24 protein-coding genes, 2 pseudogenes and 1 other annotated feature are annotated in these 25,882 nt (G+C 35.3%); of the genes and pseudogenes, 20 read left to right on the top strand and 6 right to left on the bottom strand.

What is annotated here, in order from left to right; genetic code table 11:
- Positions 1–22: 22 nt before the first annotated feature.
- Positions 23–508, bottom strand: a complete 486-nt coding sequence (locus CQZ94_RS00390) for an 8-oxo-dGTP diphosphatase (protein WP_105583849.1) — start codon at positions 506–508, stop codon at positions 23–25.
- A 175-nt stretch (positions 509–683) separates the two neighbouring features.
- Here CQZ94_RS00390 and CQZ94_RS00385 point away from each other — a divergent pair, with 175 nt between their 5' ends.
- From CQZ94_RS00385 to CQZ94_RS00370, 4 genes are all read left to right on the top strand, one after another.
- Positions 684–1,928, top strand: a complete 1,245-nt coding sequence (locus CQZ94_RS00385; RefSeq protein ID WP_105583848.1) for an N-acetylmuramoyl-L-alanine amidase — start codon at positions 684–686, stop codon at positions 1,926–1,928.
- 264 nt (positions 1,929–2,192) lie between these two features.
- Positions 2,193–3,572 (top strand): S-layer homology domain-containing protein, encoded by a 1,380-nt coding sequence (locus CQZ94_RS00380; RefSeq protein ID WP_105583847.1) that lies wholly within the window; start codon positions 2,193–2,195, stop codon positions 3,570–3,572.
- Positions 3,573–3,777: 205 nt separating this feature from the next.
- Positions 3,778–5,040, top strand: coding sequence for an MFS transporter (locus CQZ94_RS00375; RefSeq protein ID WP_105583846.1), 1,263 nt, complete (start codon positions 3,778–3,780; stop codon positions 5,038–5,040).
- Positions 5,041–5,069: 29 nt separating this feature from the next.
- Positions 5,070–5,348, top strand: a complete 279-nt coding sequence (locus CQZ94_RS00370; protein WP_105583845.1) for a hypothetical protein — start codon at positions 5,070–5,072, stop codon at positions 5,346–5,348.
- Positions 5,349–5,367: 19 nt separating this feature from the next.
- Here CQZ94_RS00370 and CQZ94_RS00365 read toward each other — a convergent pair whose 3' ends face one another.
- Positions 5,368–5,832 carry a hypothetical protein gene (locus CQZ94_RS00365; protein ID WP_105583844.1) on the bottom strand — a complete coding sequence of 155 codons (465 nt, stop codon included), beginning with the start codon at positions 5,830–5,832 and terminating at the stop codon, positions 5,368–5,370.
- An 89-nt stretch (positions 5,833–5,921) separates the two neighbouring features.
- Here CQZ94_RS00365 and CQZ94_RS00360 point away from each other — a divergent pair, with 89 nt between their 5' ends.
- The 5 genes from CQZ94_RS00360 to CQZ94_RS00340 all read left to right on the top strand — a co-directional run bounded on the left by CQZ94_RS00360 (position 5,922) and on the right by CQZ94_RS00340 (position 11,351).
- A complete protein-coding gene (locus CQZ94_RS00360; RefSeq protein ID WP_105583843.1) occupies positions 5,922–6,230 on the top strand; it encodes an alpha/beta hydrolase in 309 nt (102 codons plus the stop codon).
- 322 nt (positions 6,231–6,552) lie between these two features.
- Complete coding sequence (locus tag CQZ94_RS00355; protein WP_105583842.1) at positions 6,553–7,365, top strand: polyphosphate kinase 2 family protein; 813 nt, start codon at positions 6,553–6,555, stop codon at positions 7,363–7,365.
- Positions 7,366–7,542: 177 nt separating this feature from the next.
- Positions 7,543–8,082 (top strand): PadR family transcriptional regulator, encoded by a 540-nt coding sequence (locus CQZ94_RS00350; protein WP_105583841.1) that lies wholly within the window; start codon positions 7,543–7,545, stop codon positions 8,080–8,082.
- Between the two features lie 36 nt (positions 8,083–8,118).
- A complete protein-coding gene (locus CQZ94_RS00345) occupies positions 8,119–9,882 on the top strand; it encodes an MFS transporter (protein WP_105583840.1) in 1,764 nt (587 codons plus the stop codon).
- A gap of 200 nt (positions 9,883–10,082) precedes the next feature.
- Positions 10,083–11,351 (top strand): MFS transporter, encoded by a 1,269-nt coding sequence (locus tag CQZ94_RS00340; protein ID WP_105583839.1) that lies wholly within the window; start codon positions 10,083–10,085, stop codon positions 11,349–11,351.
- 178 nt (positions 11,352–11,529) lie between these two features.
- Here the strand turns inward: CQZ94_RS00340 and CQZ94_RS00335 are convergent.
- Together CQZ94_RS00335 and CQZ94_RS00330 are read right to left on the bottom strand one after the other, a co-directional pair.
- A pseudogene (locus CQZ94_RS00335) lies at positions 11,530–11,631 on the bottom strand (3-oxoacyl-[acyl-carrier-protein] synthase III C-terminal domain-containing protein); the annotation flags it as partial.
- Positions 11,613–11,702: a 3-oxoacyl-ACP synthase gene (locus CQZ94_RS00330; RefSeq protein WP_105583838.1), complete on the bottom strand. Its 90-nt coding sequence runs from the start codon at positions 11,700–11,702 to the stop codon at positions 11,613–11,615. The gene CQZ94_RS00330 and the pseudogene CQZ94_RS00335, both read right to left, overlap by 19 nt.
- Positions 11,703–11,883: 181 nt before the next feature.
- On the opposite strand from CQZ94_RS00330, the gene CQZ94_RS00325 reads away from it, so the two are divergent.
- The 6 genes from CQZ94_RS00325 to CQZ94_RS00300 all read left to right on the top strand — a co-directional run bounded on the left by CQZ94_RS00325 (position 11,884) and on the right by CQZ94_RS00300 (position 18,051).
- Positions 11,884–12,435, top strand: coding sequence for a cobalamin biosynthesis protein CbiN (locus CQZ94_RS00325; RefSeq protein WP_105583837.1), 552 nt, complete (start codon positions 11,884–11,886; stop codon positions 12,433–12,435).
- A 433-nt stretch (positions 12,436–12,868) separates the two neighbouring features.
- Positions 12,869–14,128 carry a GTPase HflX gene (gene hflX / locus CQZ94_RS00320; RefSeq protein WP_105583836.1) on the top strand — a complete coding sequence of 420 codons (1,260 nt, stop codon included), beginning with the start codon at positions 12,869–12,871 and terminating at the stop codon, positions 14,126–14,128.
- A gap of 267 nt (positions 14,129–14,395) precedes the next feature.
- Complete coding sequence (locus CQZ94_RS00315) at positions 14,396–15,607, top strand: MFS transporter (protein ID WP_105583835.1); 1,212 nt, start codon at positions 14,396–14,398, stop codon at positions 15,605–15,607.
- A gap of 10 nt (positions 15,608–15,617) precedes the next feature.
- Entirely contained in the window at positions 15,618–16,535 is a 918-nt protein-coding gene (gene cysK, locus CQZ94_RS00310) for a cysteine synthase A (RefSeq protein WP_105583834.1), read from the top strand.
- A gap of 77 nt (positions 16,536–16,612) precedes the next feature.
- Complete coding sequence (locus tag CQZ94_RS00305; protein ID WP_105583833.1) at positions 16,613–17,125, top strand: GNAT family N-acetyltransferase; 513 nt, start codon at positions 16,613–16,615, stop codon at positions 17,123–17,125.
- Between the two features lie 101 nt (positions 17,126–17,226).
- Complete coding sequence (locus CQZ94_RS00300; protein WP_105583832.1) at positions 17,227–18,051, top strand: DUF4037 domain-containing protein; 825 nt, start codon at positions 17,227–17,229, stop codon at positions 18,049–18,051.
- Between the two features lie 41 nt (positions 18,052–18,092).
- On the opposite strand, the gene CQZ94_RS00295 is transcribed toward CQZ94_RS00300, so the two are convergent.
- The gene (locus CQZ94_RS00295) at positions 18,093–19,727 is read right to left on the bottom strand and encodes a putative polysaccharide biosynthesis protein (RefSeq protein WP_105583831.1); all 1,635 of its coding nucleotides are present in this window, start codon (positions 19,725–19,727) and stop codon (positions 18,093–18,095) included.
- Positions 19,728–19,947: 220 nt separating this feature from the next.
- Positions 19,948–20,171, top strand: a binding site (T-box leader).
- Positions 20,172–20,621: 450 nt separating this feature from the next.
- Between CQZ94_RS00295 and CQZ94_RS00290 the strand changes: the two genes are divergently transcribed.
- The 5 genes and pseudogenes from CQZ94_RS00290 (at position 20,622) to CQZ94_RS32315 (ending at position 25,156) form a co-directional block, all read left to right on the top strand.
- The gene (locus CQZ94_RS00290; RefSeq protein ID WP_105583830.1) at positions 20,622–21,959 is read left to right on the top strand and encodes a sodium-dependent transporter; all 1,338 of its coding nucleotides are present in this window, start codon (positions 20,622–20,624) and stop codon (positions 21,957–21,959) included.
- A gap of 308 nt (positions 21,960–22,267) precedes the next feature.
- Positions 22,268–22,531 carry a CD3324 family protein gene (locus CQZ94_RS00285; RefSeq protein WP_002171359.1) on the top strand — a complete coding sequence of 88 codons (264 nt, stop codon included), beginning with the start codon at positions 22,268–22,270 and terminating at the stop codon, positions 22,529–22,531.
- Between the two features lie 136 nt (positions 22,532–22,667).
- Positions 22,668–23,306, top strand: coding sequence for a FusB/FusC family EF-G-binding protein (locus tag CQZ94_RS00275; RefSeq protein ID WP_105583829.1), 639 nt, complete (start codon positions 22,668–22,670; stop codon positions 23,304–23,306).
- A 147-nt stretch (positions 23,307–23,453) separates the two neighbouring features.
- Positions 23,454–24,464 (top strand): RCC1 domain-containing protein, encoded by a 1,011-nt coding sequence (locus CQZ94_RS00270; protein ID WP_105583828.1) that lies wholly within the window; start codon positions 23,454–23,456, stop codon positions 24,462–24,464.
- Between the two features lie 492 nt (positions 24,465–24,956).
- Positions 24,957–25,156 (top strand): annotated as a pseudogene (locus CQZ94_RS32315) (hypothetical protein).
- 168 nt (positions 25,157–25,324) lie between these two features.
- Here CQZ94_RS32315 and msrA read toward each other — a convergent pair.
- Positions 25,325–25,861, bottom strand: a complete 537-nt coding sequence (gene msrA / locus CQZ94_RS00255; protein WP_105583825.1) for a peptide-methionine (S)-S-oxide reductase MsrA — start codon at positions 25,859–25,861, stop codon at positions 25,325–25,327.
- Between the last annotated feature and the right edge of the window lie 21 nt (positions 25,862–25,882).

Raw genomic sequence — 25,882 nt, 5'->3', positions numbered from 1 at the left:
TTGGAGAGATTCCAAGCTTTTCTTACGTATGGGTAATTGTCATAGCAACTTGTTTATCTAAGTCTTGATCCCAAACACGTTGGATTTCGAAAGTGCTTTTTTCAAAAAATAAGGGGAACCTTTCTTTAAACCAGTTTTGCATAGGAAGATGTAACGCGGAGTCAATTGGAACCCACACCAATTCTCCTTCTGGAGGCTGGAGAAGAAGGTTACCTTCAAATGAATTTGTCCAATAATTGAATACCATATAACGAACATTTCCCCTGGGATTTACGTATTCATCTAATCCTTTAAAAATTAAATTGGAAACAAGTAATCCAGTTTCTTCTTTCACTTCTCGTATAGCAGCTTGAACGATACTTTCTGGAAAATCTACTTTGCCGCCAGGAGCGATGTAACCAGGGAATCCTAGATGATCAGGGCGCTGAATTAGTAATACTTCGTTATTACGTTGAATCATGCACATTGTATAAATACGGTGTTCGATATTTTTCCAATTCGTACTCATACGAAACTCTCCCTCTTATAAAATAAGTATTTAATAATTTAACTATAGTTTTTTGTTCCAAAAAATACAATAATAATACAAAAATATACAAATCACGATTGACTATTACTAATTTTCAGAACTATAATTATTCTGTTATATAAAATTATTTGTAATTGAGAGGGGAATATATTCTATGAAAAATAGAATAATCGCAGCAGGAGTATTAGCAGCTAGTATATTATCTTATTCATCTAGCAGTCTCGCACAAACAAAAACATTTCCAGATGTCCCAGCGAAGCACTGGGCAGAAGATTCTATTTACTATTTAGTAGAGAAAGGTGCAATTAAAGGTAATGATACAGGAATGTTCGAGCCTGGAAAAGAAATCACGCGTGCAGAAGCAGCTACAATGATTGCTAAAATTTTAAACTTACCAATCGATTCAAATGCTAAACCATCTTACGCTGATGCTCAAAAACACTGGGCTACTCCAATCATCGCAGCTGTAGAAAAAGCTGGCGTTGTTAAAGGTAAAGATAACGGCACATTCGATCCAGACGGAAAAATCGACCGCGTTTCAATGGCATCTCTACTTGTAGAAGCTTACAAATTAGATTCTAAAGTAAACGGTACTCCAGCAACTAAATTCAGTGATTTAGAAAAAAGCTGGGGGAAAGCAAAAGCTAACATCCTAGTTGAACTGGGGATTTCTGTTGGTACTGGTGGCAAATGGGAGCCTGAAAAAACTCTAACTAAAGCAGAAGCAGCTCAATTTATTGCAAAGGCTGATTCAATTCAAGTTGGAAATCCATTAGTGGAAAAGGTAGTTATTATTGATCCTGGTCATGAAGGATTTGATCCAGGGAATCCAGGGCAAGGTGTAAAGGAAAGTGAAATTGTATTTGATACATCTTTAAGATTACAGCAATTGCTAGAAAAAAATACACCTTTAAAAGCTTTGTTAACACGTGAAGAGAATGGAAATCCAGGAAGTAATAAGGATGAATCTCTTGTGAATCGAGTGAAATTTGGTCAAGAGAACAATGGAGATATATTTGTAAGCATTCATGCAAACTCTTCTAAAAATCATGATGGTCACGGAACGGAAACATATTATTATAAAAAATCAAAGTCTGGGGAAGAGACACAGCTTGAAAAGGATAGCAAAGTATTAGCACAAAAAATTCAAAAACGAGTAGTAGAAGCACTACATACAAAAGATAGAGATATAAAAGAAAGTCCTTCATTTTATGTAGTAGATAAAAATACAGTACCAGCAGTTTTAACAGAGCTTGCCTTTATAGATAATAATATAGATAATGGCAAATTAGCTACTGAATCAGGAAGACAAATTGCTGCAGAGGCAGTTTATGCTGGTATTTTAGATTATTATGAGTGGAAAGGTTTCAATGTTTCAAAGTATCGTTTAGCTAAATAAAAAACATTGTTTGCTAAGCACATCGTTTATATAGAGATGGGCTTTTTATATGAGTTTATATAATTTTGTATCGAAATAAAAAGATATATCGTATTATGCTGATTATAAATAAAATAATGGTAGATTAGTTCATTTTTATCACGTATACTTTTACTGTTGACTAATTAATTTAATTAAGAGTTTGTTAGTTTAATAGGGAAAAGTTTAGTATAAAGGGAGGCAAGTTAACACGGGACAGGCATATACATAACGTGTTAAAAAAATATGAAAAAAGTTATTTCTAATGTTTTAGCAGCGACAGTCGCACTTCAAGTAGTGATGGCTCCAGCAGCTGCATTTGCAGCTAAAAAGGATTTTCCGGACGTTCCGAAAGATCATTGGTCATTTGAAGCAATTACTAATTTAACGTCAAAAGAAATTATTGCTGGATATGATAACGGTAAGTTTGGGTTTGGTGATGTTGTAACTCGTGAGCAAGTAGCTGCATTAATGTATCGTGTACTTAAACCAGAGTTAAAGAGTGAATATACAAATCCATATTCTGATATTTCTGCAGAGACAACGATGTTTCCAAATGAAATTTTAGCTTTAACAGATATGGGGATTTTTGTAGGGGATGGTAAAGGAACATTTAGACCGAAAGAATTTTTAACTCGTGCTGAAATGGCAGTAATTATACAAAATGCTTTTAAATTGAAAGTAAAGGCTCAACATACGTTTAATGACGTACCGAGCAAGCATTGGGCGAATAATGCAATCAGTGCATTAGAATCTAACGGCATTGCGGCAGGTAACGGAGCAGGTGCATTTAATCCATCTGGTATTGTAACACGTGAAGAATATGCACAATTTTTATATAACGCTATGGCATCGTATATTAATTTAGATGTAACATTACCATCTAATATAACAGCGCAAGAGATTGATAATTTCATTGGAAAGTATCATTCAGACAGCCCACTTGTCGGGACTGGACAAGATTTTATTAAAGCACAAAATGAGTATGGTGTGAATGCTTTATATTTAGCAGCTCATGCTATCTTAGAATCTGGGTACGGGAAATCAGAAATTGCATATCGTAAACACAATCTATTTGGGCTAAAGGCATTTGATTGGGATCCATTTGCAAATGCAAAATATTTACCGTCTTACGGGCAAAGTATTTCGTACAATGCTGATTATGTAAGAAAGAACTACTTAGAAGAAGGTGCTGCTCATTTCAATGGTTACACATTACCTGATATGAATGTTAAGTATGCAACCGATAAAGAATGGGCTGGGAAAATTGCTAATATTATGGAGCGTATTAAGCCTTTCAATAAGAAAGATTATCAAAATGTAAAACGATTACCGAAAAACCCTAATACATTAAATGTAAATGCATTAGGCGAAGCAATTCCGTATAAAGATTATGCAAAAGATGCAACAGCTACCGTTCAATCGGTAGGATCTTACTATCAAGTTCCATTCCCGTTTAACAATCCAATTAAGAGTGTACCAAATGTTACACAAAATGAAGTTGGAAAATTAGAAAATGGTAAAAAAGTAAATGTATATCGTGAAGATCCAAATGGATGGGTAGAATTCTCACTTGAAAATGCTCCAGAAAAATATTGGACATTGAAGAAGAACTTAAAATTATAAATAAAAAAGGTGTTTTCATAAATGAAAACACCTTTTTTATTTATATTCAACACGTAATATTTATAGACTCATTATGATTTTCTCTTTTATATTTTGATATTTTTACCAATAATTTAATTGTTTCATATATAATTTAAGTTATTGGAGTTTGAATTTTCTGTATTTAATTTCGGGTATTAACTTAATTTGAAAAGAGGAGAGAGCTATGCAAGGAGAAATACAAACAGAGAAAAAGTTAGGTTATGTAGGGAAATTATTATTACCAGTTAAAGTTTCACCACACTTTAAGTTTTTATGGATCGGACAATTACTTTCAACTTTAGGCAGTTCAATAACGATGGTCATTCTTCCTATCGTTGTTTATTCATTAACGGGCTCAACAGTTGTAATGGGAATGACTATGGCAATGTACATGCTTCCTAATATTCTTGCGTTACCGTTTGCTGGATTAGTCGTGGATCGGATTGACCGGGTGAAATTAATGTTATTTACAGATATAATCCGCTGCATATTAATGCTATTACTTGCAACACTTATATTTATGGATTTGTTAACGATTACGCTATTATATGTACTCGTTGCATTATATGGACTTATGGAAGGTATATTTCAGCCGGCGTATTCAGCTGTAAGAGCGAAAGTATTTGTACCAGAAATTCGAAATGCAGCTAACGCATTAACGCAAATGAGTAATCAAGGTATACGACTAATTGGACCAGCCCTGGGAGGATTAATCGTTTCAGTTGCATCGGCTGGAATAGGATTTGGATTGGATGCAGTAACATATTTGCTATCATTTTTTTGTTTATTATTTTTAAAAGAAATAAAGTTTAATAAAGTACAGAAACTAGAAAAAAATAATGTGAATTATAAAAAGGATTTTCTAGAAGGTTTCCTCGTTCTCAAAAGTCATCCATGGTTATGGATTACAATTCTAGTCTTTTCTTTCGTTAATATTTGTTATGCTGGCATTATAGTTGTATTAATTCCGTGGTTGTTTAATGTTCATCATCATTTTGAAGCTTACGTGTATGGCTTGGGAATGGCTTGTTCTGGTGGTGGAGCTGTAATTGCTGCACTAATTTTTGGTGGGAAGCAGCAGTGGCATAAGAGAGGATTACTTGCGTATGGTGGTGTTTTAATTAGTGGAATGGCGTTATTAATTATGCCTTTCGTTTCTTGGGCACCCGCCTTAATTGGATTAATGGCAATTGAAGGATTCGGTATTATGATATTTGGGCTCATTTGGGAAACAAGTTTACAAGAGCTTGTACCAGAAGAAGCTTTTGGAAGAGTGGCAAGCCTTGATATGTTAGGCTCATTTGCTTTATTACCATTAGGGTATGTGGTTGTAGGCTGGTTAGCTACTGTAATAGGTGGAAAGATAACAATTATAATGCTAGCTATTTTAGTACTCATAACAATTGGAATGGCATTGTCTGTACCAAGTATTCGGCGGTTCGATTGATTATGTAGGCTAAAAGGGGGATATGGTATATGACTATAGAAAACCTAAACGATTTAGTAGTAGCAGAGTTGAGATGTAAATACGTTTTGGAAGAAAAGGTATTTGAAGCAAAGAATTTTACGGTGTATATTGCTACTCCTATAGAAAATAAAATGACATATAATCGATTCATCTTAATTAAGCATTTGTCTAATGAAGAGCCTTCCGTACATGTTTGGGACAAAAAAATTTGTGTAGACGCTACAAAAATAGATATTGCAAAAGAAGTGACAGAAGCAATTCAATCGGGTTTTGTAAATAAAGAGTAAGCCCTAATCAAATTAGGACTTACTCTTCATTAAACACAAATGTTTGCTTCATTTTTTTACCCTCATTTACTGGATGACCGTTGTAAGAGAAATTCTTTTCTTCCCAAGTAATGACAACTTTAAAATTATGGCTATTAAAGTCTAATGGGAATACCATGTAGTCAAAGCTTGTATGACTTTTTGAAACGTTGTTATTTAATGTAGTAGGACTAAAAGTTGCTTTAGATGTAGGTGTGTTATCAAGTATTTCCACCGATACATTTGATACATCATTACCGATGTTTTTTACGAATAAACTATACGTATCATATACACCTTGTTTTGGCTGCACTGCTTGCTTGTTTGAGTTATGAGATTTGTCAATTTCGATATACCACTGTTTAGACTTTGACGCAATTGGTAGTGATTGAAATGTGTAGGCACTAGCTTGCATTGGTAGTGCTAAACATATAAGCGTAAAGAGAGTTATTATTTTTCGTTTCATTTTTGAGAGCTCCCATTCTTTAATGGATTTATTTGTTATTATCTTCTCTTTTTAAGATAATATACCATACAGTTTAGGGGGAAGGTATATTGAAAGAACTAGTAAATATGGGAATTGGCATTTTTTTACAACTGTTATTTTTGTATATATTTATTTCTGGTGTATTATTGGAGCTCAATCCATGGTATGCGGTAGTGGTTTATGTGGCTATTGCTATAATAAGTCTTCTTCTAGGAATATACTCGATTGTTTTCTCTATGAAGAGAAGATCGAATACTATTTTTCTAACACTACCAGGTGGAATTGGAATAACATTATTTTCAATATTAATTATTGGATTTACAGTGTTTGCTTACTTTTTACCAGAAGGAGGTATTCCGCCTGTCATTCGTTTGTAGTATAAGTAACTCGATAGAGCCCCTATTTTTTCGTTATTAATCTTCCTAAGTATGCCACACGCATATAAAAACAAAACAAGGAAACTGTGTAGAGATTTTTCGGCATAGTTTCCTTGTTTTGTGATTAATAATAAGTGCTTGCTAATGGATACTAAAAAGCATATCAGGAGGATTAATTTATCAATATAAAGAAGAGTCCAACTTACAAAGGATAGATACAGGTGGAGAGGTACGAGTATTAATCAAAAGGAATGTGAATATGAAAAAAATTCCAATAAATATGTTAAAATAACATTGTCATATAATAAGGGGGATTTGTTTTATGGAAAAAGAGCATCTTGCTAAAGTAGATTTAACGAAAAGAATTGATTCGAAATCTAAGTACAATAAGAAACTCGAAAAATATCAAATGCGTTTATTAGCACTACAGCAAATTTTAAAAGAAGAGAAAATAGCTGTTATGCTTGTTATGGAAGGTTGGGATGCAGCAGGTAAAGGCGGAGCGATTAAGCGAGTAACTGAACATCTTGATCCGCGTGGATTCCAAGTAAATCCAATCGGAGCGCCTGCTCCTCATGAAAAACGGTATCATTATTTACAACGTTTTTGGCGGAAACTTCCTCAATATGGGCAAATTACTATATTCGACCGTTCATGGTATGGTCGTGTATTAGTTGAACGTGTTGAAGGGTTCGCCACAAAAGAAGAGTGGACGAGGGCATATGGTGAAATTAATGATTTCGAGAAGCTATTAACAGATGATCATTACATAATAGGAAAGTTTTTCTATCACATTAGTAAAGAAGAACAGTTGAAACGATTTAAAGAAAGAGAGAACAATCCTCTTAAAAGATGGAAAATTACAGATGAAGACTGGCGTAATCGTGAAAAATGGGATGAGTATGTCGAAGCAATGGAAGACATGTTTGAAGAAACAGATAAGCCGAATGCTAAATGGAATATTATTGCGAGTAATGATAAATTGTACGCTCGTTTGAAAACATTGAAAGTAATTATTACATTAATTGAGGACTATTTCTTAGAGCATAATATAGAATTACCTTCGTATTATTATGAAATAAAAGAAGGTAAGACAGAGGACGTTGAAACTAATCAAGATGTAGTTATAAAATAGTACAAAGTTTACATATGAAATATAAAGAAGAACCATGCTGTAACTTTGGGAAACCGAATTATAGGATGGTTTTTTATTTGGAAACATTTTACAATTTGCAGAATAAGGTATATAATCAATAATCATATTAACAACGTTAATATGATTATTGATTATATACTATGTGGGGGTCTTATTTTGAAGGGAAGAGATGTTGTTTTAGGTTTATTAATGGAAAAAGAATTGTCTGGTTATGATATTAAAATTGTGTTTGAGGATGTATTTACTTACTTTTTTGATGGAAGCTTTGGAATGATTTATCCAACGTTACGACAATTGGAAAAGGAGGGGAAAATTAAAAAAGAAATTGTCATGCAAGAAGGGAAACCGAATAAGAAAATGTACTTTATTACAGATGAAGGGCGTGAAGAGTTTTATCAATACATGCAAACGGATGTAGAGAAAGACGTTTTACGTTCAGATTTTTTAATGAGGATGTATTTTGGTAATTATAGTGATGATAAGGCGATAAAAAAATGGATTGAAGACGAAATTGAAAGGAAAGAAGCGTACATTGCGGATCTTCGTTTGAAATATGAAAAATGGAGAGAAGGTATTACTTTCGTTGAAGAAATTTCACTCGATGTAGGTATTGCATCATATAGTGCACAAGTAGAGATGTTGAAGAGGAAGTTACAGCAATTAGAAGCGAAAGAAAACAATAAAACAGAAGAATGAAAAACACGTTCACAATAAATAAAGGGGTAGATTAACATGGAGCAGTCGAAGGGTATTAAGATTGTCTTTTTAATGTGCTTAGGTATTTTTCTTTGTATGATTGATACAACGATTATGAATATAGCTTTACCAGCAATACAATCGAGTGTAAATACTTCATTAGAGAAGATGTCTTGGGTATTAAATGTTTATACAATGACGATTGCAGTACTCGCAATCCCGCTAGGACGGATAGCTGATATTTTTGGGAAAGCAAAGGTGTATATTCTCGGTTTAATTATTTTTGGTGGTGGATCAGTGCTTTGTGCTTTTGCTAATACAGGCGATTTTCTTATTTTTTCTCGTTTTATACAAAGTATTGGTGCTGCAATTTTATTTCCAACGAGTATGGTAATAGGTGTATCAGCTATGCCATTAGCAAAGAGGCATGTTGCACTTGGCATTTTAGGAGTAACACAGGGGTTGTCAGCTGCAATTGGTCCAGTAATAGGCGGGATTATTACGCAAAATTTAGGATGGAGATGGGTGTTCTTCGTCAATGTTCCAATTTGTATTATTGGGATCATTTTATGCAGTATCATGCTACAAATAAAAAATGAAGAACGCATTATCTCAAAAATTGATTGGATTGGGCTCATATTAAGTAGTTCAGCGATTTTCTCTTTTACTCTCATACTAGTAAAAGGTAATACATGGGGATGGCAAAGTAATATTGCTTTGTCTTGTTATGTAATTAGCACTATTTCTCTTATTCTATTTGTTTTAGTGGAACGAAAGATTCATAATCCAATGGTGAATTTAAATTTATTTAAAGATCGAATGTTTGTCGGAGCGTCTATCGCTGTTATATTAAGTAATTTATTTTTAATTGGCGTTACTGTATTGCTTCCAACTTTTTTGACAAAAATACAGCACCGAACGGAAATTGAAGCTGCTTTTCTAGTGACACCTATTTCAGCGATGATATTTTTCATCTCACCTGTTGCAGCAACTTTAATTAAAAAACTTGGAAAAGTAACTATTATTTTGTCAGGGTTTCTTGTTATGGGCCTATCCTACTATTGGTTGCAAATGATTGACGTTAATTCAACAAATATAGAAGTTATTATTCCATGTATGATATTAGGTGTTGGATATGGTTTAGTAGTGGGGCCAATTACAGTTTTAAGTGCATCTTCGTTTGAAGGGGAATTATTAACTGCTTCTCAAACTGTCGTATCGATGTTACGTCAAGTAGGTATTGTATTAGCAGTAGCGATATTTGTATCTAACTTAACACACAACTTATCTGTAAATAAAGAGAATGTATATCGTTATGCAGAAGAAAAAGTGCGTAATATTCATGTGGATAGTGCTCAGCAAGCTGAGATATTACAAGTAACAAAAGAAAAAATAGAGAAACAAAGTATAGAAGCACATGTGGAAAAGAAACAAAATGAAACATTGGTGGGGTTAAGTAAAGAGAAAAAAGCCGAACTAATTCACCAAAAAGTGGATAAAGTATTAAGTGGCGTTCCAGTAGAATATAGAGATATAAAAAGAGAAGAAATTACGAATCAAGTAACAAAAGAAGTTGAAAAGGAAGAGGAAAGTATAAAGAAAGAAGTACTCGCATTTTCAAAAGATGTAAGTCAGTATGCCCAAAATAAGATGGCTATGAGTTTTACAGATTTATATAAAGCAAGTGTTCCAGTTATTTTAATTTGTGCTTTAGTAAGTTTGTTCTTTTGGGAAGGGAAAGCTTTAAGTAAGAGAAGAGGGGAAAAGAGTGGTAGAGGAATTGTAAGGGAAATAGGCTAAATATGAATTGTGTTCTAGTGATGGAACGTTGGCTGTCAAAAAATTAGTATAGTTATTTTGGGAACTCCTCGGTAATGGGCGAAACATAAACCGTGGGGTTCTTTACATGGATAAATAAATTGCAGCATTTTAAATTTGGGGATTTTGTTGTTCTATAGTACATTAACAAGAGATATTAGTTTTATAGAGAGGGTGAGGAAATGATAGATACAGCAGATGCTTCAATAAGTAATCATATGTATACACGAGAAGACCAACAAAAGTTATATAAACGAACATTAGTAATCGTAAGCATCTCACAAATGTTTGGTGGAGCGGGATTAGCTGCTGGAATTACAGTAGGTGCACTTCTTGCGCAGCAAATGCTTGGAACAGATGCATTTGCAGGATTGCCGGCTGCTATGTTTACATTGGGATCTGCGGTAGCAGCTTTCATAGTAGGAAAGCTTTCGCAACGATATGGACGCCGAGTAGGACTTGCAACAGGATTTATAGTAGGTGGACTTGGGGCTATTGGAGTAGTAATAGCAGCTGTAACAAATAGTATTATGATTTTACTTATTTCTTTGCTCGTTTATGGTGCGGGTACAGCTACGAATCTACAAGCTCGTTATGCTGGTACCGATTTAGCAGATAAGAAGCAGCGAGCAACTGCTGTTAGTATTACTATGGTTATGACGACTTTTGGTGCGGTAGCGGGGCCGAATTTAGTAGGCGTAATGGGAGATTTTGCCCATTCAATTGGAGTTCCTAACCTTGCAGGTCCGTTCATATTATCAGCAGCAGCATTTATACTTGCGGGTCTTGTCCTTTTTGTTATGCTTCGTCCAGATCCGTTAATTATTGCTAACATAATAGAAACATATAAACAAGAACATACATATAAAGGGCAACCAGTAACAGAAGAAATGATAGAAAATAAGCGTGGTGTTACTGTTGGAGCAATCGTTATGATACTTACTCAAATAGTGATGGTTGCGATTATGACGATGACTCCAATTCATATGGGACACCACGGTCATGGTTTAAGTGCAGTAGGCCTTGTGATTGGTTTTCATGTAGGTGCAATGTATCTTCCATCTCTCGTTACGGGAATGTTAATTGATAAAATTGGCCGAACTACGATGAGTATAGCTGGTGGGGTGATTTTACTAGCAGCGGGTGTAATAGCTGCGGTAGCACCGAGTGATTCTTTAATATTATTAATTGTTGCTCTTTCTTTACTTGGATTAGGATGGAATCTCGGATTGATTAGTGGTACAGCACAAATTGTTGATTCCACAACTCCTTCTACACGTGCTAAAACGCAAGGGAAAATAGATGTTTTTATTGCGTTAGCCGGAGCTTCAGGTGGAGCGATGTCAGGAATGGTAGTAGCTAATTCCAGTTATGCCGTATTATCATTAGCGGGAGGAGTGTTAGCATTATTGCTAATTCCTGTTGTGATAGGGTCTCGGATAGGTAAATAAAATTTAGATAAAAGAAGCGGCGTTCAAAGGGAGATAATCAATCTTTGAATGTCGCTTTTTTGTGATTAACTAATAGTTTAACTGGAATCGTTGATATATTATAATTCGTGATAGATATATTCGAAAAATCGTTGATATAATTTCATTTACCGTAATGTTAGTTGTATAAAAGAAAATTTCAGTTTAAACTCCACTCCACAATAAGCCCTAAATGCGTAAGTCCACCGCCAAATCCGTACAGTAAAAGTGTATCTCCATTATTTAATTTTCCTTCTTTTCTAAATCGTTATTAGACAATATTTGATTTGGAACATAAGTACCAATTGCGGTAATACGAGATTTAGAATTCATAGGAACATCTCCTAACATATTTTTATAACCTGATACTAATACCAGGTTATAAGAAATGTCGATAAAGACTTTTATTGTATGGAAACGATAATGTTTAATTTACTATGGAGGAATTTGGCGAGTGGCGTAAAAATAATATACGAGAAGCTTCTAAAATTGATAATGAAGGGAGTTGAGCTCCTTGAAAAGAATTTTGCACATGTTGCCTGTTATCATTATTTGTAGCTTTATTCTTATTGTTTTTCCAGATAAATCTTATGCTTGTGACTGTATTAAAAAATCTCCAGAGGATGCATTTCAAAAAAATGATGTGGTGTTTGAGGGGAAAGTAATTGAAATTGGAAGGAAAGAGGGAGTTGGAACTGAAGTATTATTTGAAGTGAAGAACATTTGGAAAGGGACAAGTTCTTCGCAAATTATTATATATACAGGTGTTAGTAGCTGTGCATTTCCTTTTGCAAAGGGAGGAGAGTACCTAGTCTTTTCTTCTTACAGAGGAGAAGAAAAGTTAGAGACATCTATCTGCAGTAGAACGAAGAGATTAGATGGGGCAGAGATTGAGAAAAATGCTTTAAGCCATATTGCAAAAGAGTCTGTTCCATCGAAGAAGGTGAATTTAAAAGGGGATATGGCTAACGGTTTAAGTTGGTGGAAAGTTGCTATCATTTCTATAGGTGTGTTATTAATAATTGCTTTTGTTATTTTTATTGTGAGAAGAACTCGCAAAAAATGACGATTAAAGTAAAAATACAAAGATTTTCTTTCTGTTTCTATAGGTGGTTTAATCTTGTGAAAGCGAATTACTTATGCTACACTTTATGTAACTTAAAATGAACGGAGGGGCTTCCTTTGATCTTAATCAGATTACGTCTCAATACTTTGTGCCGATAATTGAATAGCGCTCAAAGGCTCTGTCTGTGTGCAGAGTGAACGGGATTGGTCTGCCTATTTTAAAGGAACCCTTTATTAAGCTTATATGTGAAAAAGAGGGAGGGACGAATACGCCCTCTTTTTGTTTTGCCTTTATAAATAGAATGGGATAGTATAGGTGAACACTTGTTGGATACGTATACTATCTTGGGACTTTTTGACCATGTTATAGGACGAAAGCACAGGCAGTGACCTGTGTTTTTTATTTTGCGTAATCGAAATGGAGGAATAAATATATGGAAGAATTATTACAAAGAGCAATATTAGTTGGAGTAAATTTAGGTAATGAAGCTGATTTTGCATATTCGATGGAAGAGTTAGCAAATCTTACGGAAGCTTGTGATGTGGAAGTAATCGGTCAAGTGACGCAAAATTTACAACGAGTAAATCCGTCGTATTATATTGGAAAAGGGAAGATTGAAGAAGTAGCAGCGTATGTGAAAGAAGCAGATGCAAATATGGTCATCTTTAATGATGAATTATCTCCTTCACAAATTCGAAATTTAGAAGAGGATTTAGATTGTAAAGTAATTGATCGTACCATTTTAATTTTAGATATTTTTGCGCAGCGTGCGAAAACGAAAGAAGCACAGTTACAAGTAGAAGTGGCCCATCTTCAGTACATGATGCCTCGTTTAATCGGTCTTCGTGAATCTTTAGGAAGACAAAGCGGGGGAGTTGGCACGAAAAATAAAGGTGTCGGTGAGAAGAAGTTGGAATTAGATCGTCGTAAAATTGAAGAACAAATTGCAGCTCTAAATAAAGAATTAGAAGCACTTGTTGCACAACGCCAAACGCAGCGTAAACAACGTAAGAAAAATGAAATTCCAGTTGTGTCATTAGTAGGATATACGAATGCAGGTAAATCAACGATAATGAATACGATGCTTGAAATTTTTAATGGTACTGTAGAGAAACAAGTATTTGAAAAAGATATGTTATTTGCGACGTTAGAGACATCTGTACGAAATATTGATTTGCCAGATAATAAATCATTTTTATTAACGGATACAGTTGGATTTGTAAGTAAACTACCGCATCATCTTGTGAAAGCATTCCGTTCAACGCTAGAGGAAGTGGCGGAAGCAGATTTACTTATTCACGTTGTAGATTACTCAAATCCCAATTATGAGCAATTAATTGATATTACAAATGAAACGTTAAAGAAAATTGGCGTGGAAAATATCCCGACGATTTATGCATATAACAAATCAGATATGGTAGATGTTGAAATTCCGAAAGTGCAAGAAGATCGCGTTTATCTATCTGCGAAGAAACATGTTGGAATTGAAGAGCTTGTAGAAATGGTTCGCTCACACATTTATAAAGAGTATACGAAGTGTGAAATGTTAATTCCATATGATCAAGGACAGGTAGTTTCGTATTTCAACAATCATGCACACGTTTTATCTACGAGTTATGAAAACGAAGGTACGAAAATGGCACTAGAATGTAAGACGAGTGATTACGAGAAGTATAAGCGTTTTTCTATTTAATAAAAAAGGCGATCCTAATATGCTTTAGGGTCGTCTTTTTCTTCATAGTTGCAAGCCTACCTTTCGTCCTGTCCCAGTATAAAAGAAAACACAGAGAGTTCATATAAATAAATCCGACAAAGCATATAGAAAAAATATATTTTTTTAGAAGTTGAATTTCTGGAAAAAGAAACGAAACCAGTATAGAATAGAAATGTTTCAAAACTCAGAATTTATTACACTTACTGTAATAAATATATATTTTGTACAGGAAGGAGAGATTCGTATATGCAGGCAGTTTCACAAAAAGGTGCAGTGGAAACACCGACGATATATCGAATATTATTTGCGATTAGTTTCGGACATTTTTTGAATGATTCGATGCAAGCAGTTGTGCCAGCGTTGTTTCCTATTTTGGAAAAAACGATGAATTTATCCTACATGCAAGTAGGGTGGATAGCGTTCGCGTTAAATATGACGTCATCGATTATGCAACCGGTTTTTGGTATGTATTCAGATAAGAAGCCGTCACCATTTTTATTACCACTCGGTATGTTTTCGAGCATGCTTGGGATGATTGGGCTCGCGTTTGCCCCGAATTTTCTTATTGTTATTATTTCTGTTTTATTTATTGGATTAGGTTCCGCAGTCTTTCATCCAGAAGGTGCCCGAGTTGCTTATATGGCGGCAGGTGCCAAACGTGGTTTAGCACAAGCGATTTATCAAGTGGGAGGAAATACAGGGAATTCGCTAGCACCTATTTTTACAGCGCTCATTTTCGTTCCACTAGGTCAAATTGGTTCTCTAGGTTTTACTGCTTTCGCAGCGGTAGGGATTGTATTGTTAATTTTCGTTTCAAATTGGTATAAAAACGAATTAGCAACTGGCGCTGTAAGAAGGAAAAAGAGGGCTGCACTTGAGGCTGAAAATGCGATTGTAAGTACGCACATTAAATTTGTTATTATACTTCTTGTTTTTCTAACATTCGTGCGTTCTTGGTACGGTGCTGGCATTGGGAATTTCTATCAATTTTATTTAATAGAGCATTACGGTTTATCGATAAAAAATGCACAGTATTTCGTCTTCGCTTTTATGATTGCTGGTGTATTAGGTACTTTCTTTGGTGGTCCGTTAGCAGATCGATTCGGTAAGAAAAAGATCATTGTCTTTTCGATGCTCGGTTCAGCGCCGCTAGCACTATTGTTACCTCACGTTTCTCTTATGTGGGTTGTACCGTTATTTTTATGCATTGGATTTATTAGCTCTAGTAGTTTTAGTGTAATCGTTGTATATGCACAAGAACTTGTTCCAGGGAAAGTTGGAATGGTATCTGGTTTAATTGTCGGCCTTGCGTTTGGACTTGGAGCATTAGGTGCTGTAGTCCTTGGGAAATTGGCTGATATGTATAGTCTTCAGTTTATTATGCTATTATGTAGTTGTTTACCATTAATTGGGCTTACTTCATGGTTACTGCCAAATGATAAGAAAACGATAGAATAGGGGATGCGCTATGAAATTATGTGAAAACGTTACAGAATTAATAGGAGATACACCTGTCGTCCGATTATCTAAATTTATTCCAGAAGACGCAGCGGATGTGTATGTAAAACTGGAAATGTTTAATCCGTCACGCAGTGTGAAAGATCGTGCTGCTTATAATTTAATTCATATTGCTGAGGAGCACGGTCTCATTAAACCTGGTGATACAATTATTGAACCGACAAGTGGAAATACAGGAATTGGTTTAGCGATGAATGCGGCTGCTAAAGGATATAAAGCTATTTTAATTATGCCAGATAATATGTCAAAAGAGCGTATTAATTTATTGAAAGCATACGGTGCAGAAGTGGTCTTAACACCGGCAGAACAAAGAATGCCAGGAGCAATTGCGAAGGCGGTAGAGTTACAAAAAGAAATTCCAAATAGTTTCATTCCACAGCAATTTGAAAATCCAGCAAACCCTAATATTCATCGTTATACGACTGCACTTGAAATTTATGAACAAATGGATGGAGAGCTTGATGCATTTGTAGCAACGGCAGGAACGGGTGGGACAATTACAGGAACCGGTGAAACATTAAAAGAAAAACTACCAAACTTATATATTGCAGTAGTAGAACCGAAAGGATCACCAGTGTTATCTGGTGGTGTTCCAGGCCCTCATAAACTAGTAGGAACAAGTCCTGGTTTTATTCCAAAAAACTTAAATACAGAAGTGTATAACGAAATTATTCAAATTGCGGATGAAGAGGCATTAACTACAATGAGGAACTTAGCAAGGCAAGAAGGATTACTAGTAGGGCCATCTTCAGGAGCTTCTGTTTACGCCGCAATTATGATAGCGAAGCGTCTAGGTGCTGGTAAAAAAGTTTTATGTATTGCACCTGATACAGGGGAACGTTATTTGAGTATGGGGCTATTTGAATAAAAGTGATGAAAACACCTTAATAGTGAAATAGAGCTATTAAGGTGTTTGTTTTAGGTTATTAAGAGGGGAGAAGCACAATGAAACTATTAAAACCAATACATAAATATAGTGGGGAGATCATGGAGTATCGGGAGGCATTTTTACATGCTGAGGAACAACCACACGGTAGTAGTTCTTTACAAAATTTTGATTCTCTTGATGAATGGTTTGCAAAAGTGAGTATACAAGAAATAGGAGAGAGCTTACCACTCAATCGAGTACCATCTAGTCAATTTTTAAGTTTTGAAAAAGGAGAACTTATAGGTTTTGTGAATATTAGACATCGATTAAATTCAGAATTATTGCTGGAAAGCGGTCATATCGGTTATAGTGTGCATCCTAATAAACGTCGCCAAGGATATGCTACTAAACAACTTCAACTTTCATTAGCTGAGGCGAAAAAGTTAGGTTTGAAGAAAGTGTTAATAACTTGTGATAAAGCGAATATTGGTTCGGCTAAAACAGTTCAAAAGGTTGGAGGTGTGTTAGAAAATGAAGTGATTTCTACTCATACTGGTGAAATTGTTCATCGTTATTGGGTAGAAATATGAATTAGTGAGATTTGAAAAGGTGTAAGTTGTAAAGGGATTATAAGATGTGGTATTGAAATATATAAATAGAGAGGGATGTTACAGCTTTAGGGGGAAATGAAATGGGATTACTAGAGAAAGCGATAGAAATGTCGGAAATTTATAGGAAAAACCCGAAAGTCGAAGCTATTATTTTAGCAGGCTCTGTAGCAAGAAAGTTAGAAGATGAACATTCTGATATTGAATTACATATTTTATGGTCAGCACCGCCAGAGGATGAGGATCGTCAAGGACCTATTAACAATATTGGTGGAACGATTTTGTCGTATCATCCTTACGAGGAAGAAGAATGGTCGGAAACATATTTGACGAAAGAAGGAATTAAACTAGAGATTAGTAATTTTTTAACAGTGACCGTAGAAAAGGTTATTTCAGAAGTTATAGAGCAGCATGATATAAATTATGAGAAACAATGTATTGTATCATCGGTTCATGATGGTGTGAATTTGTATGGAGAAGTGAAAGTACATGCTCTAAAAGATAGAGTTGAAGCATATCCAGAAGAACTGGCGAAAAGGATGATTTCAGAAAACCTTTGGTTAAGCAATCGTTGGCATAATCGAGAGGCTCTTTTGAAACGAAAAGATTGGCTTATGCTTTATGATGTTATTTGTGAAGTACAAAGAAATATATTTGGGGTCTTGTTTGGAATGAACCGAATGTACGTGCATCATCCTGCATTTAAATGGATGCCATATAATGTGGAACGAATGAGTATTAAACCTGAAAATCTATATGAGCGTATGGCGAATACGTTGATAGGGGAACCGGAGTATAGTGTACAGGAGTTAGAAGTGTTAATCGAAGAGGTATTACATTTAGTAGAACAATATGCTCCAGAATTAAATATTGCTGAACAACAAAAACGTATTCAATATGCAAAGTAAAAAAGGAAGAGATGTAACAACGAGTTACATCTCTTCCTTTTTTATTTTACTAATTTTCCTAGTATGGGTAATCGTTGAATCCTATCACCGAGAATATGCGAAGCAAGTCCACTCGTTAATACGAATAAAAGATAAACAAGTCCTCCTGCTGCGGCGCATATAAACACAATGATCAGTGATTCTATATAAGATTGTCCAGGAATAATCCAGCTTATAAATGCTCTTAATGCGATTACAACAGCAGACATTGCTGCGGAGTAAATCGTAATTAGAAATACTGTTTTTGCTGTTTCACCAATTTTGAATTTCGCAAACTTAACGATGCAGTACAGCATAATAATATTTGAAACGAGATATCCAAGAATTGTTCCAAGTACAGCACCATGTCCACCGAATAAATGTAAGAGCGGTGTGTTCACCACAATTTTAACGAGAATACCGACTGAGAATGCAATCATTGTTTTTCTTTGATAATCAATTCCTTGTAATATAGCAGCTGAAACTGTGAAAATCGCACTTAATACAGCAGAAGGTGCAAATGAAATTAAATATTGTGATCCACCAAGTGCAATTTCAGGATTTACATAAACCATGCGGAATGCATCGTAAGCGATACTAGCTAAACCGAATGCTGCTGGGATAGTGAAGAATAATAATACTTGAAATATCTTTGAAATTTGTCCTTGTAATTCATCTAGCTTCCCGCTTGTAAATGATTTCGTTATAGCTGGAATTATCGTTAATGAGAATCCGGTTGCAAGTGAAGCTGGAATCATAATTAACTTTTGTGCATAGTTCGTTATATAAGCGAAAACTGCATTCGCGGTTTCTAACGGCTCTCCCATCGCTCTAAGGACATCAGCTACGGTATATTGATCTACTAACGTATAGAGGGGAATTGCAATACCAACAAATACAATTGGGATTGCATATCGAAGTAATTCCATATAAATATTTTTTAATGGAATATCGGATGCCCTTGACTTTAATTCACCTTCAGGAGGCTTTAATCCGTTATACTTTTTCCAGTACAGCATTAAAATAGAGACGCTGGCAAGTGCCCCGATAACAGCGCCAAACGTAGCAACGGCAACAGAAGAAGCTACTGAACCACCTAATAATTTGGAGACGATAAAACTACCAACTAAAATGAAAACGACACGTGCAATTTGTTCTACGACTTGAGAAACAGCACTTGGTTTCATATGTTGAAAACCTTGGAAATAACCACGTGTAACACTCATAGCTGGTACGATAATAAGAGCGAAACTTAATGCTCGCATCGTAAGTGTTACGTCGGCGATAAATTTTGGATCAGGTGTTTTAGAACGAATAATAAATTGTGATATGTATGGTGCTCCAATAAATAAAATTAAAAATCCTAAAAACCCCATAAATAGCATCAATTTTACGCTAGAGTTATATAATTTTTTACTTGTACTGTAATTACCAAGTGCATTATGTTTTGCAACAAATTTGGAGACGGCAATAGGAATACCAGCTGTTGAAAAGCTTAATAAAATACCGTACCAAGAGTATGCGTAGCCATATAAAGCGACCCCTTGTGTTCCAACTAATAATTGAAAGGGGAAAAAGTATATAAAACCTAAAATTCGTGAAATCATTGTTGCACCGCTTAATAAAGCAGTGCCTTTTAAAACTTTTGAAGTAGACAAAATCCTTTCCTCCTACTCGTGCTGTCTTGCATTCATCGTATACTACTATAAACCTGCTAGAGAAGTTAATACAGTATAAACCATAAATGTTCTAATACTATTCATACAAAAGTCATATTTTGAATTTTTAAATAGAATGTAATACATAAAAATTCAAAATATGAGTTGACACTATTTTTAATGTATGATAAAAATGATAGTAATCAATTCGGAAAATAATATTTGGGCAATGAAAGGGTATAGTAGTGAAAATCTCCCTATTTCAGAGAGCTGATGGTTGGTGTGAATCAGTATATAGATTATTCATGAAGTTCGTCCTGGAGCATCTTTCATAAATCTTACATTGTGAGGAAATGAAAGACGGTAGTGCATACCGTTATCAAATAAAGTGGTGAAGATTTTTTTCACAACTAGGGTGGTACCGCGATATATATCGTCCCTACGTATTTACGTAGGGACGTTTTTTATTTAGGTCTTAACTTTGTTGTGTCTTCATAACTAGGGTGGTACCGCGATATTTTATCGTCCCTACGTATTTGCGTAGGGACGTTTTTTATTTAGGTCTTACTTTTGTTGTATCTTCATAACTAGGGTGGTACCGCGATATTTTTGTCGTCCCTACGTGTTTACGTAGGGGCGTTTTTTTATCCCGCATTAACGGGCAGTAAGACTCACACCTCAAAATTTGGCGAATGCGAGGAAGTTAGGTGGGAGATAACTGCCCGTAAATGCCCGATTGGTGAGGGCTAATAATCAGTGGGGGATGGACACCCCCCACTGATTAAAGTTTCACTTTATTAGGGAGGAAGTGAGTGTATTAGAAAAGAGTATTGATAGAACAATATAAATACCGAATTGTAAAACAGAAAAAAGATAAAGAGAGGAGATAAATAAATGAATTCACAGCAATGGACATCGAAATTAGGCTTCATATTAGCTGCAGCAGGTTCAGCAATTGGTCTTGGGGCGATTTGGAAATTCCCGTATATGGCCGGCATCGGAGGAGGCGGCGCGTTCTTCCTTATTTTCATCGGATTCACATTATTAATTGGTTTACCGCTATTATTAGCCGAATTCGTTATTGGAAGAAGTACACAAAAAGAGGCCGTTGATGCGTACAGAGAAATTGCACCTAAAACGTTATGGCCGTGGTTAGGTAAGTTGGGGATTGTAACATGTTTCATATTACTTTCTTTCTACAGCGTTGTAGGAGGTTGGATTATATTATATTTATGGAATGCAATTACAGGTAGACTATGGGAAGGAAATGGGGCATACGAAGCTATGTTTGGTGAAATCATTTCCAATCCGTATTTAGCAGTTGGATCACAGCTATTATTCATCCTTATTACTATTTTTATCGTAAGTAAAGGTGTACAAAATGGTGTTGAAAAAGTAAATAAATATTTCATGCCAGCATTATTCGTTTTATTCTTTGTATTAATTGTTCGTGCACTTACGTTAGACGGTGCTGGAGAAGGAGTTCGCTTCTTCTTACAACCTGATTTCTCAAACGTAACGTCAGAAATTATTTTATATGCAATGGGGCAATCGTTCTTCTCGCTATCTGTCGGTGTAGCCGTTATGGTAACGTATAGCTCATACTTACCGAAAGAAGAAAGTTTACCGCGTTCAGCATTTTCTATTGTAGCTTTGACGCTTGTTATTACATTACTTGCAGGACTTGCAATTTTCCCAGTTGTGTTCGCATTTGGGATGGAACCATCTCAAGGACCGGGACTATTATTTATCGTATTGCCAGCTATTTTTAGTAAAATGGCGTTCGGAAAATTATTCTTCATCGTTTTCTTATTACTATTCTTCTTTGCTACTATTACATCAGCAATTTCGATGTTAGAAATTAGCGTTGCATCTTTAACTGCAAAAGGTAAAGGGAAACGTGAAAAAATGGCCTTAATCGTAGGATTATTAATCTTCGTTGTTGGGGTACCATCAGCATTATCATTCGGTTTGTTAAGCGATGTGAAACCATTTGGAAAAACAATTTTTGATTTAGCAGATTATGCGGTTAGTAACATACTAATGCCACTTGGTGTTTTATTAGTTTCCATCTTTGTTCCGTTGAAAATGAAGAAAGATGTATTAATGAAAGAGCTTGGTGTAAGTAAAAATAAAGGCTATAAATTATTCGTATTATGGTTATTCTTACTTCGCTATATTGCACCAATTGCGATTATTATCGTATTCCTAAATGTATTAGGAATCATTTAATCTAAAGCGCTAGTCTATCGTTTTAACGAAAGGCTAGTGCTTTTTCTTTGAGAAAGCATGGAAAGTGCAAGGTGAGAGGATTTGTCATATAATAAAATGCAAAAGGTATATTAGGAGGTGTTTATATGGCGATTATAATTCAATTGCCAGACACTGCAACGTCTCATGCAAAGCCAAGTATGGAAATGGCGATACTTTGCGTGAGGTAGACAAGTAATATACAATCGCCCAAATGAGCTCGTATTATTTTTTATATTTGGCTTTGCACCTTATTGAAATGAACCATAAAAAATAAGGGGCGAGCAGAAATGAAATACGTAAAAGCTGCGACTGTTTTACCAGAAAGTTTAATTATTGAAATTCAAAAGTATGTACAAGGTGAAACAATTTACATTCCAAAACAAGAAACGGAACATTATAAATGGGGTACACAATCTGGAGGAAGAAAGCAATTGGATGAACGAAATAAAGCGATTAAAGACGCTTTTAAAAGTGGAATTGCTATTCATCAACTTGCTGAAAAGTATTTTCTGTCCGGAGAAACGATTAAAAAAATCGTGTATTCTAAATAAGGAAACCGCCTCTAATGGGAAACTTAGAGGCGGTTTTGTTATGTAAAGTTCTTTTGTAAATCGTCTTTTACATATCAAAAAACATGATCATTGTATACAATAAAACTAGACCAACAATTTGTATGGAGTGATAAAGATGGAAGCTTTTATTAGAAGTGATCAATATAATTTTATAAAGTCACAAGCTTATATTTTAGCAAATGGACATGCGACAGCAAATGATCGAGGGGTTATTGCGGCACTGAAATCTCTTGCTATTGAAAAAGTACTAAATGTTTTTGAGAATTTGGCTACCGAACAAAAAGAGTTAATTGATATGGTATTAACAGTTGAAAATAGAGAAGATGCAGAATCATTTTTACTGAAGTTAAATCCGTATGTAATTCCATTTCAGGAAGTTACAGCACAAACGTTAAAAAAACTATTTCCTAAGGCGAAAAAATTAAAAATTCCTGATATGGAAGAAATTAATATGAAAGAAACGTCTTATTTAAGCTGGATTGATAAAGGAACAAGCAGGAAATTTATAATTGCAAAAAATAATAATAAGTTCGTTGGTCTACAAGGAACGTTCCAAAGCATAAATAAAAAAAGTATTTGTTCATTATGTCATGGGCATGAAGAATTAGGGATGTTTTTAGTTGAAATAAAAGGAAAGATCCCAGGAACGTTTGTTAAAAAGGGGAATTATATTTGCAAAGATGGTGTTGCTTGTAACCATAACATGAAATCGCTTGATAAATTACAGGATTTTATTGAGAGATTGAAGAAATAAATAAATAGAAGACCTCTAGTACTTAAACTGGAGGTTTTTATTTTTTGAAGAAGTAGTAATAGGTTTCCTTTGTAGATTTAGATTACAAATAAAGTTTGATAAAAATATCTATTTCGATACAGTTGCTTATTTTTAAGGAGGTAAAACATGGATTATATTTCACCGAAAGAAGAGGTGTTAAAGGTGAAACGGTGGCCTAAAGATACGATAGCGGCGGGTCGTAGTCATACCGTTGGTCTTAAATCGGATGGCACGGCGGTAGCAGTGGGGCGAAATAAAGAAGGTGAATGCAATGTAAGCGGCTGGCGTGATATTGAAGCGGTCGCGGTGGGTAATGTTCATATGGCGACGAACACAGGTAATGCTCATACAATCGGTTTTACAACTGACAGTACTGTGGCAGCTGTGGGTTGGAATAAGCATAACCAATGCGATGTAAACGACTGGAATAATATTGTAGCAGTGGCGGCGGGTTGGCGGCGTACCATTGGTCTTAAATCGGATGGCACGGTGGTAGCAGTGGGGCGAAATAAAGAAGGTGAATGTAATGTAAGCGGTTGGCATGATATTGTGGCGGTGGCGGCGGGTGACTGGCATACAATTGGTCTTAAATTGGACGGCACTGTGACGACTGTGGGTAATAATCGGTATGACCAATGCAATGTAAGTGGCTGGAGGAATATTGTGGCGATAGCGGCGGGTTATCTTCATACCGTTGGTCTTAAATCTGACGGCATGGTGACGGCTGTGGGTAATAATAAACATGGTCAATGCGATGTAAGCGATTGGCGTGATATTGTAGCGATAGCGGCAGGGAGTAATCATACAATTGGTCTTAAATCTGACGGCATGGTGACGGCTGTGGGTAATAATAAACATGGTCAATGCGATGTAAGCGATTGGCGTGATATTGTAGCGATAGCGGCAGGGAGTAATCATACAATTGGTCTTAAATCTGACGGCATGGTGACGGCTGTGGGTAATAATAAACATGGTCAATGTGATGTAAGTGATTGGCGTGATATTGTAGCGATAGCGGCGGGTTGTACCCATACCGTCGGTCTTAAATCTGACGGTACGGTGGTAGCGGTAGGTGATAATGAATACGGCCAATGCGATGTAGGTAGCTGGCGCAGTATCCGACTGCCCGGCAATTAGTTTTTAATAACAACAAGCCAGAGAATCACTGAACGAGCTAATGGGTATTGTTTTAGAAATAAGTTTATTCAATTAAGTGGTGCTTGTATCGCTTTGTCCATTTATCTGAACATCAATCTATTAATTACAAGATTTTTTCAGGATGGCAGCATTAGTTTAGAGTCATTTGAAAAATTAATAAGTTACGAACGTGCAATGAGAAGTGAATGGACGATACAACCATTTTGTCAGTCTAAATATTTGTTGATGAGGAATAACAATATTTAATTTACAACAAATCGCCAGTAATATTATTTTATTTCAGGAGTAATTATGGAACAAGATATGTAGAAAATGATCAAACTTAAATCCGCTGAATAAGAATCCTTTTTCAAAAGGGGTTCTTATTCTTTTTCATAAAATGAGAGTTTACATGGCATTTTTGAACAAACTTTATTTCAAAGCTACAGTAGAAGATATAATTTACAATTAAAGCATAGGAGAGATGAAGAAATATTTAAAAAGTTTTTACTTTCTTACCAGATTTTTTACTTGTATGTATCGTTCTCTACATAACGTACACAACTTCTCTTAGTTTTGGACAGGTGTTATTAATCGCGATTGCAATCGGAATAATTGGTGGTCTTGCTATAAGAATATGTACGGATTTATTCAAATTCATCAAGTGGACAATCAAACAAAGGAAATCTTGAATATGTTTAATAGCTATAAGGAGGGAATGAAATGAGTAATAAAAAGAATAAGGTGAAAAACGAGATAGTACTTTGGACATTAACAACGGTTGTTCTTATAATTGTATGGTACTTTTTTCAAAGATAAAAACGCATCGCGCTTTGAAAAGAAAGCACGATGCATTTTTATTATTTTTTTTGCCAATTTTCTTTAATAAAATCTTCACGACCAGATTCTTTTTGCTCGGTAGCATATTTCTCTGGATTCTTTTTATAGAAATGTTGGTGGTATTCCTCTGCCTCATAAAAAGGTGCAGCTGGACGAATTTCAGTTACGATAGGATCTTTAAACATACCGCTTTCTGCTAGAGTTTGCTTCGATTTTACTGCAAGCTCTTTTTGCGTTTCATTATGATAAAAAATAGCAGTTCGGTAAGATGGACCGCGATCGAAAAACTGTCCGTCATCATCAGTTGGATCGATTTGTGGCCAGTACAAATCTAGTAATTTTTGATATGGGAAAATAGAAGGGTCGAATGTAATTTGAACAACTTCTAAATGTCCAGATGTTCCGGTCTTTACTTGTTCGTATGTTGGGTTTTCTACATGACCACCTGCATAGCCGGAAAGTACGTTTTGGATACCAGGGAGCTCATCAAATGGTTTTACCATGCACCAAAAACAACCACCTGCGAAGGTTGCGAGTTCGTATGTTTTTTCTGACATTGCTGTAATCCTCCTAAATAT

The organism is Bacillus sp. MYb209 (assembly GCF_002975175.1).
In the GTDB taxonomy this organism is placed as follows: Bacteria; Bacillota; Bacilli; order Bacillales; family Bacillaceae_G; genus Bacillus_A.
Note: the sequence above shows the minus strand (reverse complement) of the source record. Positions and strands in the feature narration are given on the sequence as shown.

Bases quoted from the DNA above. Each gene is read 5' to 3' on its own strand.
- CQZ94_RS00390 (WP_105583849.1), bottom strand. From the start codon at position 508: ATGAGTACGAATTGGAAAAATATCGAACACCGTATTTATACAATGTGC.
- CQZ94_RS00385 (WP_105583848.1), top strand. From the start codon at position 684: ATGAAAAATAGAATAATCGCAGCAGGAGTATTAGCAGCTAGTATATTA.
- CQZ94_RS00380 (WP_105583847.1), top strand. From the start codon at position 2,193: ATGAAAAAAGTTATTTCTAATGTTTTAGCAGCGACAGTCGCACTTCAA.
- CQZ94_RS00375 (WP_105583846.1), top strand. From the start codon at position 3,778: ATGCAAGGAGAAATACAAACAGAGAAAAAGTTAGGTTATGTAGGGAAA.
- CQZ94_RS00370 (WP_105583845.1), top strand. From the start codon at position 5,070: ATGACTATAGAAAACCTAAACGATTTAGTAGTAGCAGAGTTGAGATGT.
- CQZ94_RS00365 (WP_105583844.1), bottom strand. From the start codon at position 5,832: ATGAAACGAAAAATAATAACTCTCTTTACGCTTATATGTTTAGCACTA.
- CQZ94_RS00355 (WP_105583842.1), top strand. From the start codon at position 6,553: ATGGAAAAAGAGCATCTTGCTAAAGTAGATTTAACGAAAAGAATTGAT.
- CQZ94_RS00345 (WP_105583840.1), top strand. From the start codon at position 8,119: ATGGAGCAGTCGAAGGGTATTAAGATTGTCTTTTTAATGTGCTTAGGT.
- CQZ94_RS00340 (WP_105583839.1), top strand. From the start codon at position 10,083: ATGATAGATACAGCAGATGCTTCAATAAGTAATCATATGTATACACGA.
- CQZ94_RS00330 (WP_105583838.1), bottom strand. From the start codon at position 11,702: ATGAATTCTAAATCTCGTATTACCGCAATTGGTACTTATGTTCCAAAT.
- hflX (WP_105583836.1), top strand. From the start codon at position 12,869: ATGGAAGAATTATTACAAAGAGCAATATTAGTTGGAGTAAATTTAGGT.
- CQZ94_RS00315 (WP_105583835.1), top strand. From the start codon at position 14,396: ATGCAGGCAGTTTCACAAAAAGGTGCAGTGGAAACACCGACGATATAT.
- cysK (WP_105583834.1), top strand. From the start codon at position 15,618: ATGAAATTATGTGAAAACGTTACAGAATTAATAGGAGATACACCTGTC.
- CQZ94_RS00305 (WP_105583833.1), top strand. From the start codon at position 16,613: ATGAAACTATTAAAACCAATACATAAATATAGTGGGGAGATCATGGAG.
- CQZ94_RS00300 (WP_105583832.1), top strand. From the start codon at position 17,227: ATGGGATTACTAGAGAAAGCGATAGAAATGTCGGAAATTTATAGGAAA.
- CQZ94_RS00290 (WP_105583830.1), top strand. From the start codon at position 20,622: ATGAATTCACAGCAATGGACATCGAAATTAGGCTTCATATTAGCTGCA.
- CQZ94_RS00285 (WP_002171359.1), top strand. From the start codon at position 22,268: ATGAAATACGTAAAAGCTGCGACTGTTTTACCAGAAAGTTTAATTATT.
- CQZ94_RS00275 (WP_105583829.1), top strand. From the start codon at position 22,668: ATGGAAGCTTTTATTAGAAGTGATCAATATAATTTTATAAAGTCACAA.
- CQZ94_RS00270 (WP_105583828.1), top strand. From the start codon at position 23,454: ATGGATTATATTTCACCGAAAGAAGAGGTGTTAAAGGTGAAACGGTGG.
- msrA (WP_105583825.1), bottom strand. From the start codon at position 25,861: ATGTCAGAAAAAACATACGAACTCGCAACCTTCGCAGGTGGTTGTTTT.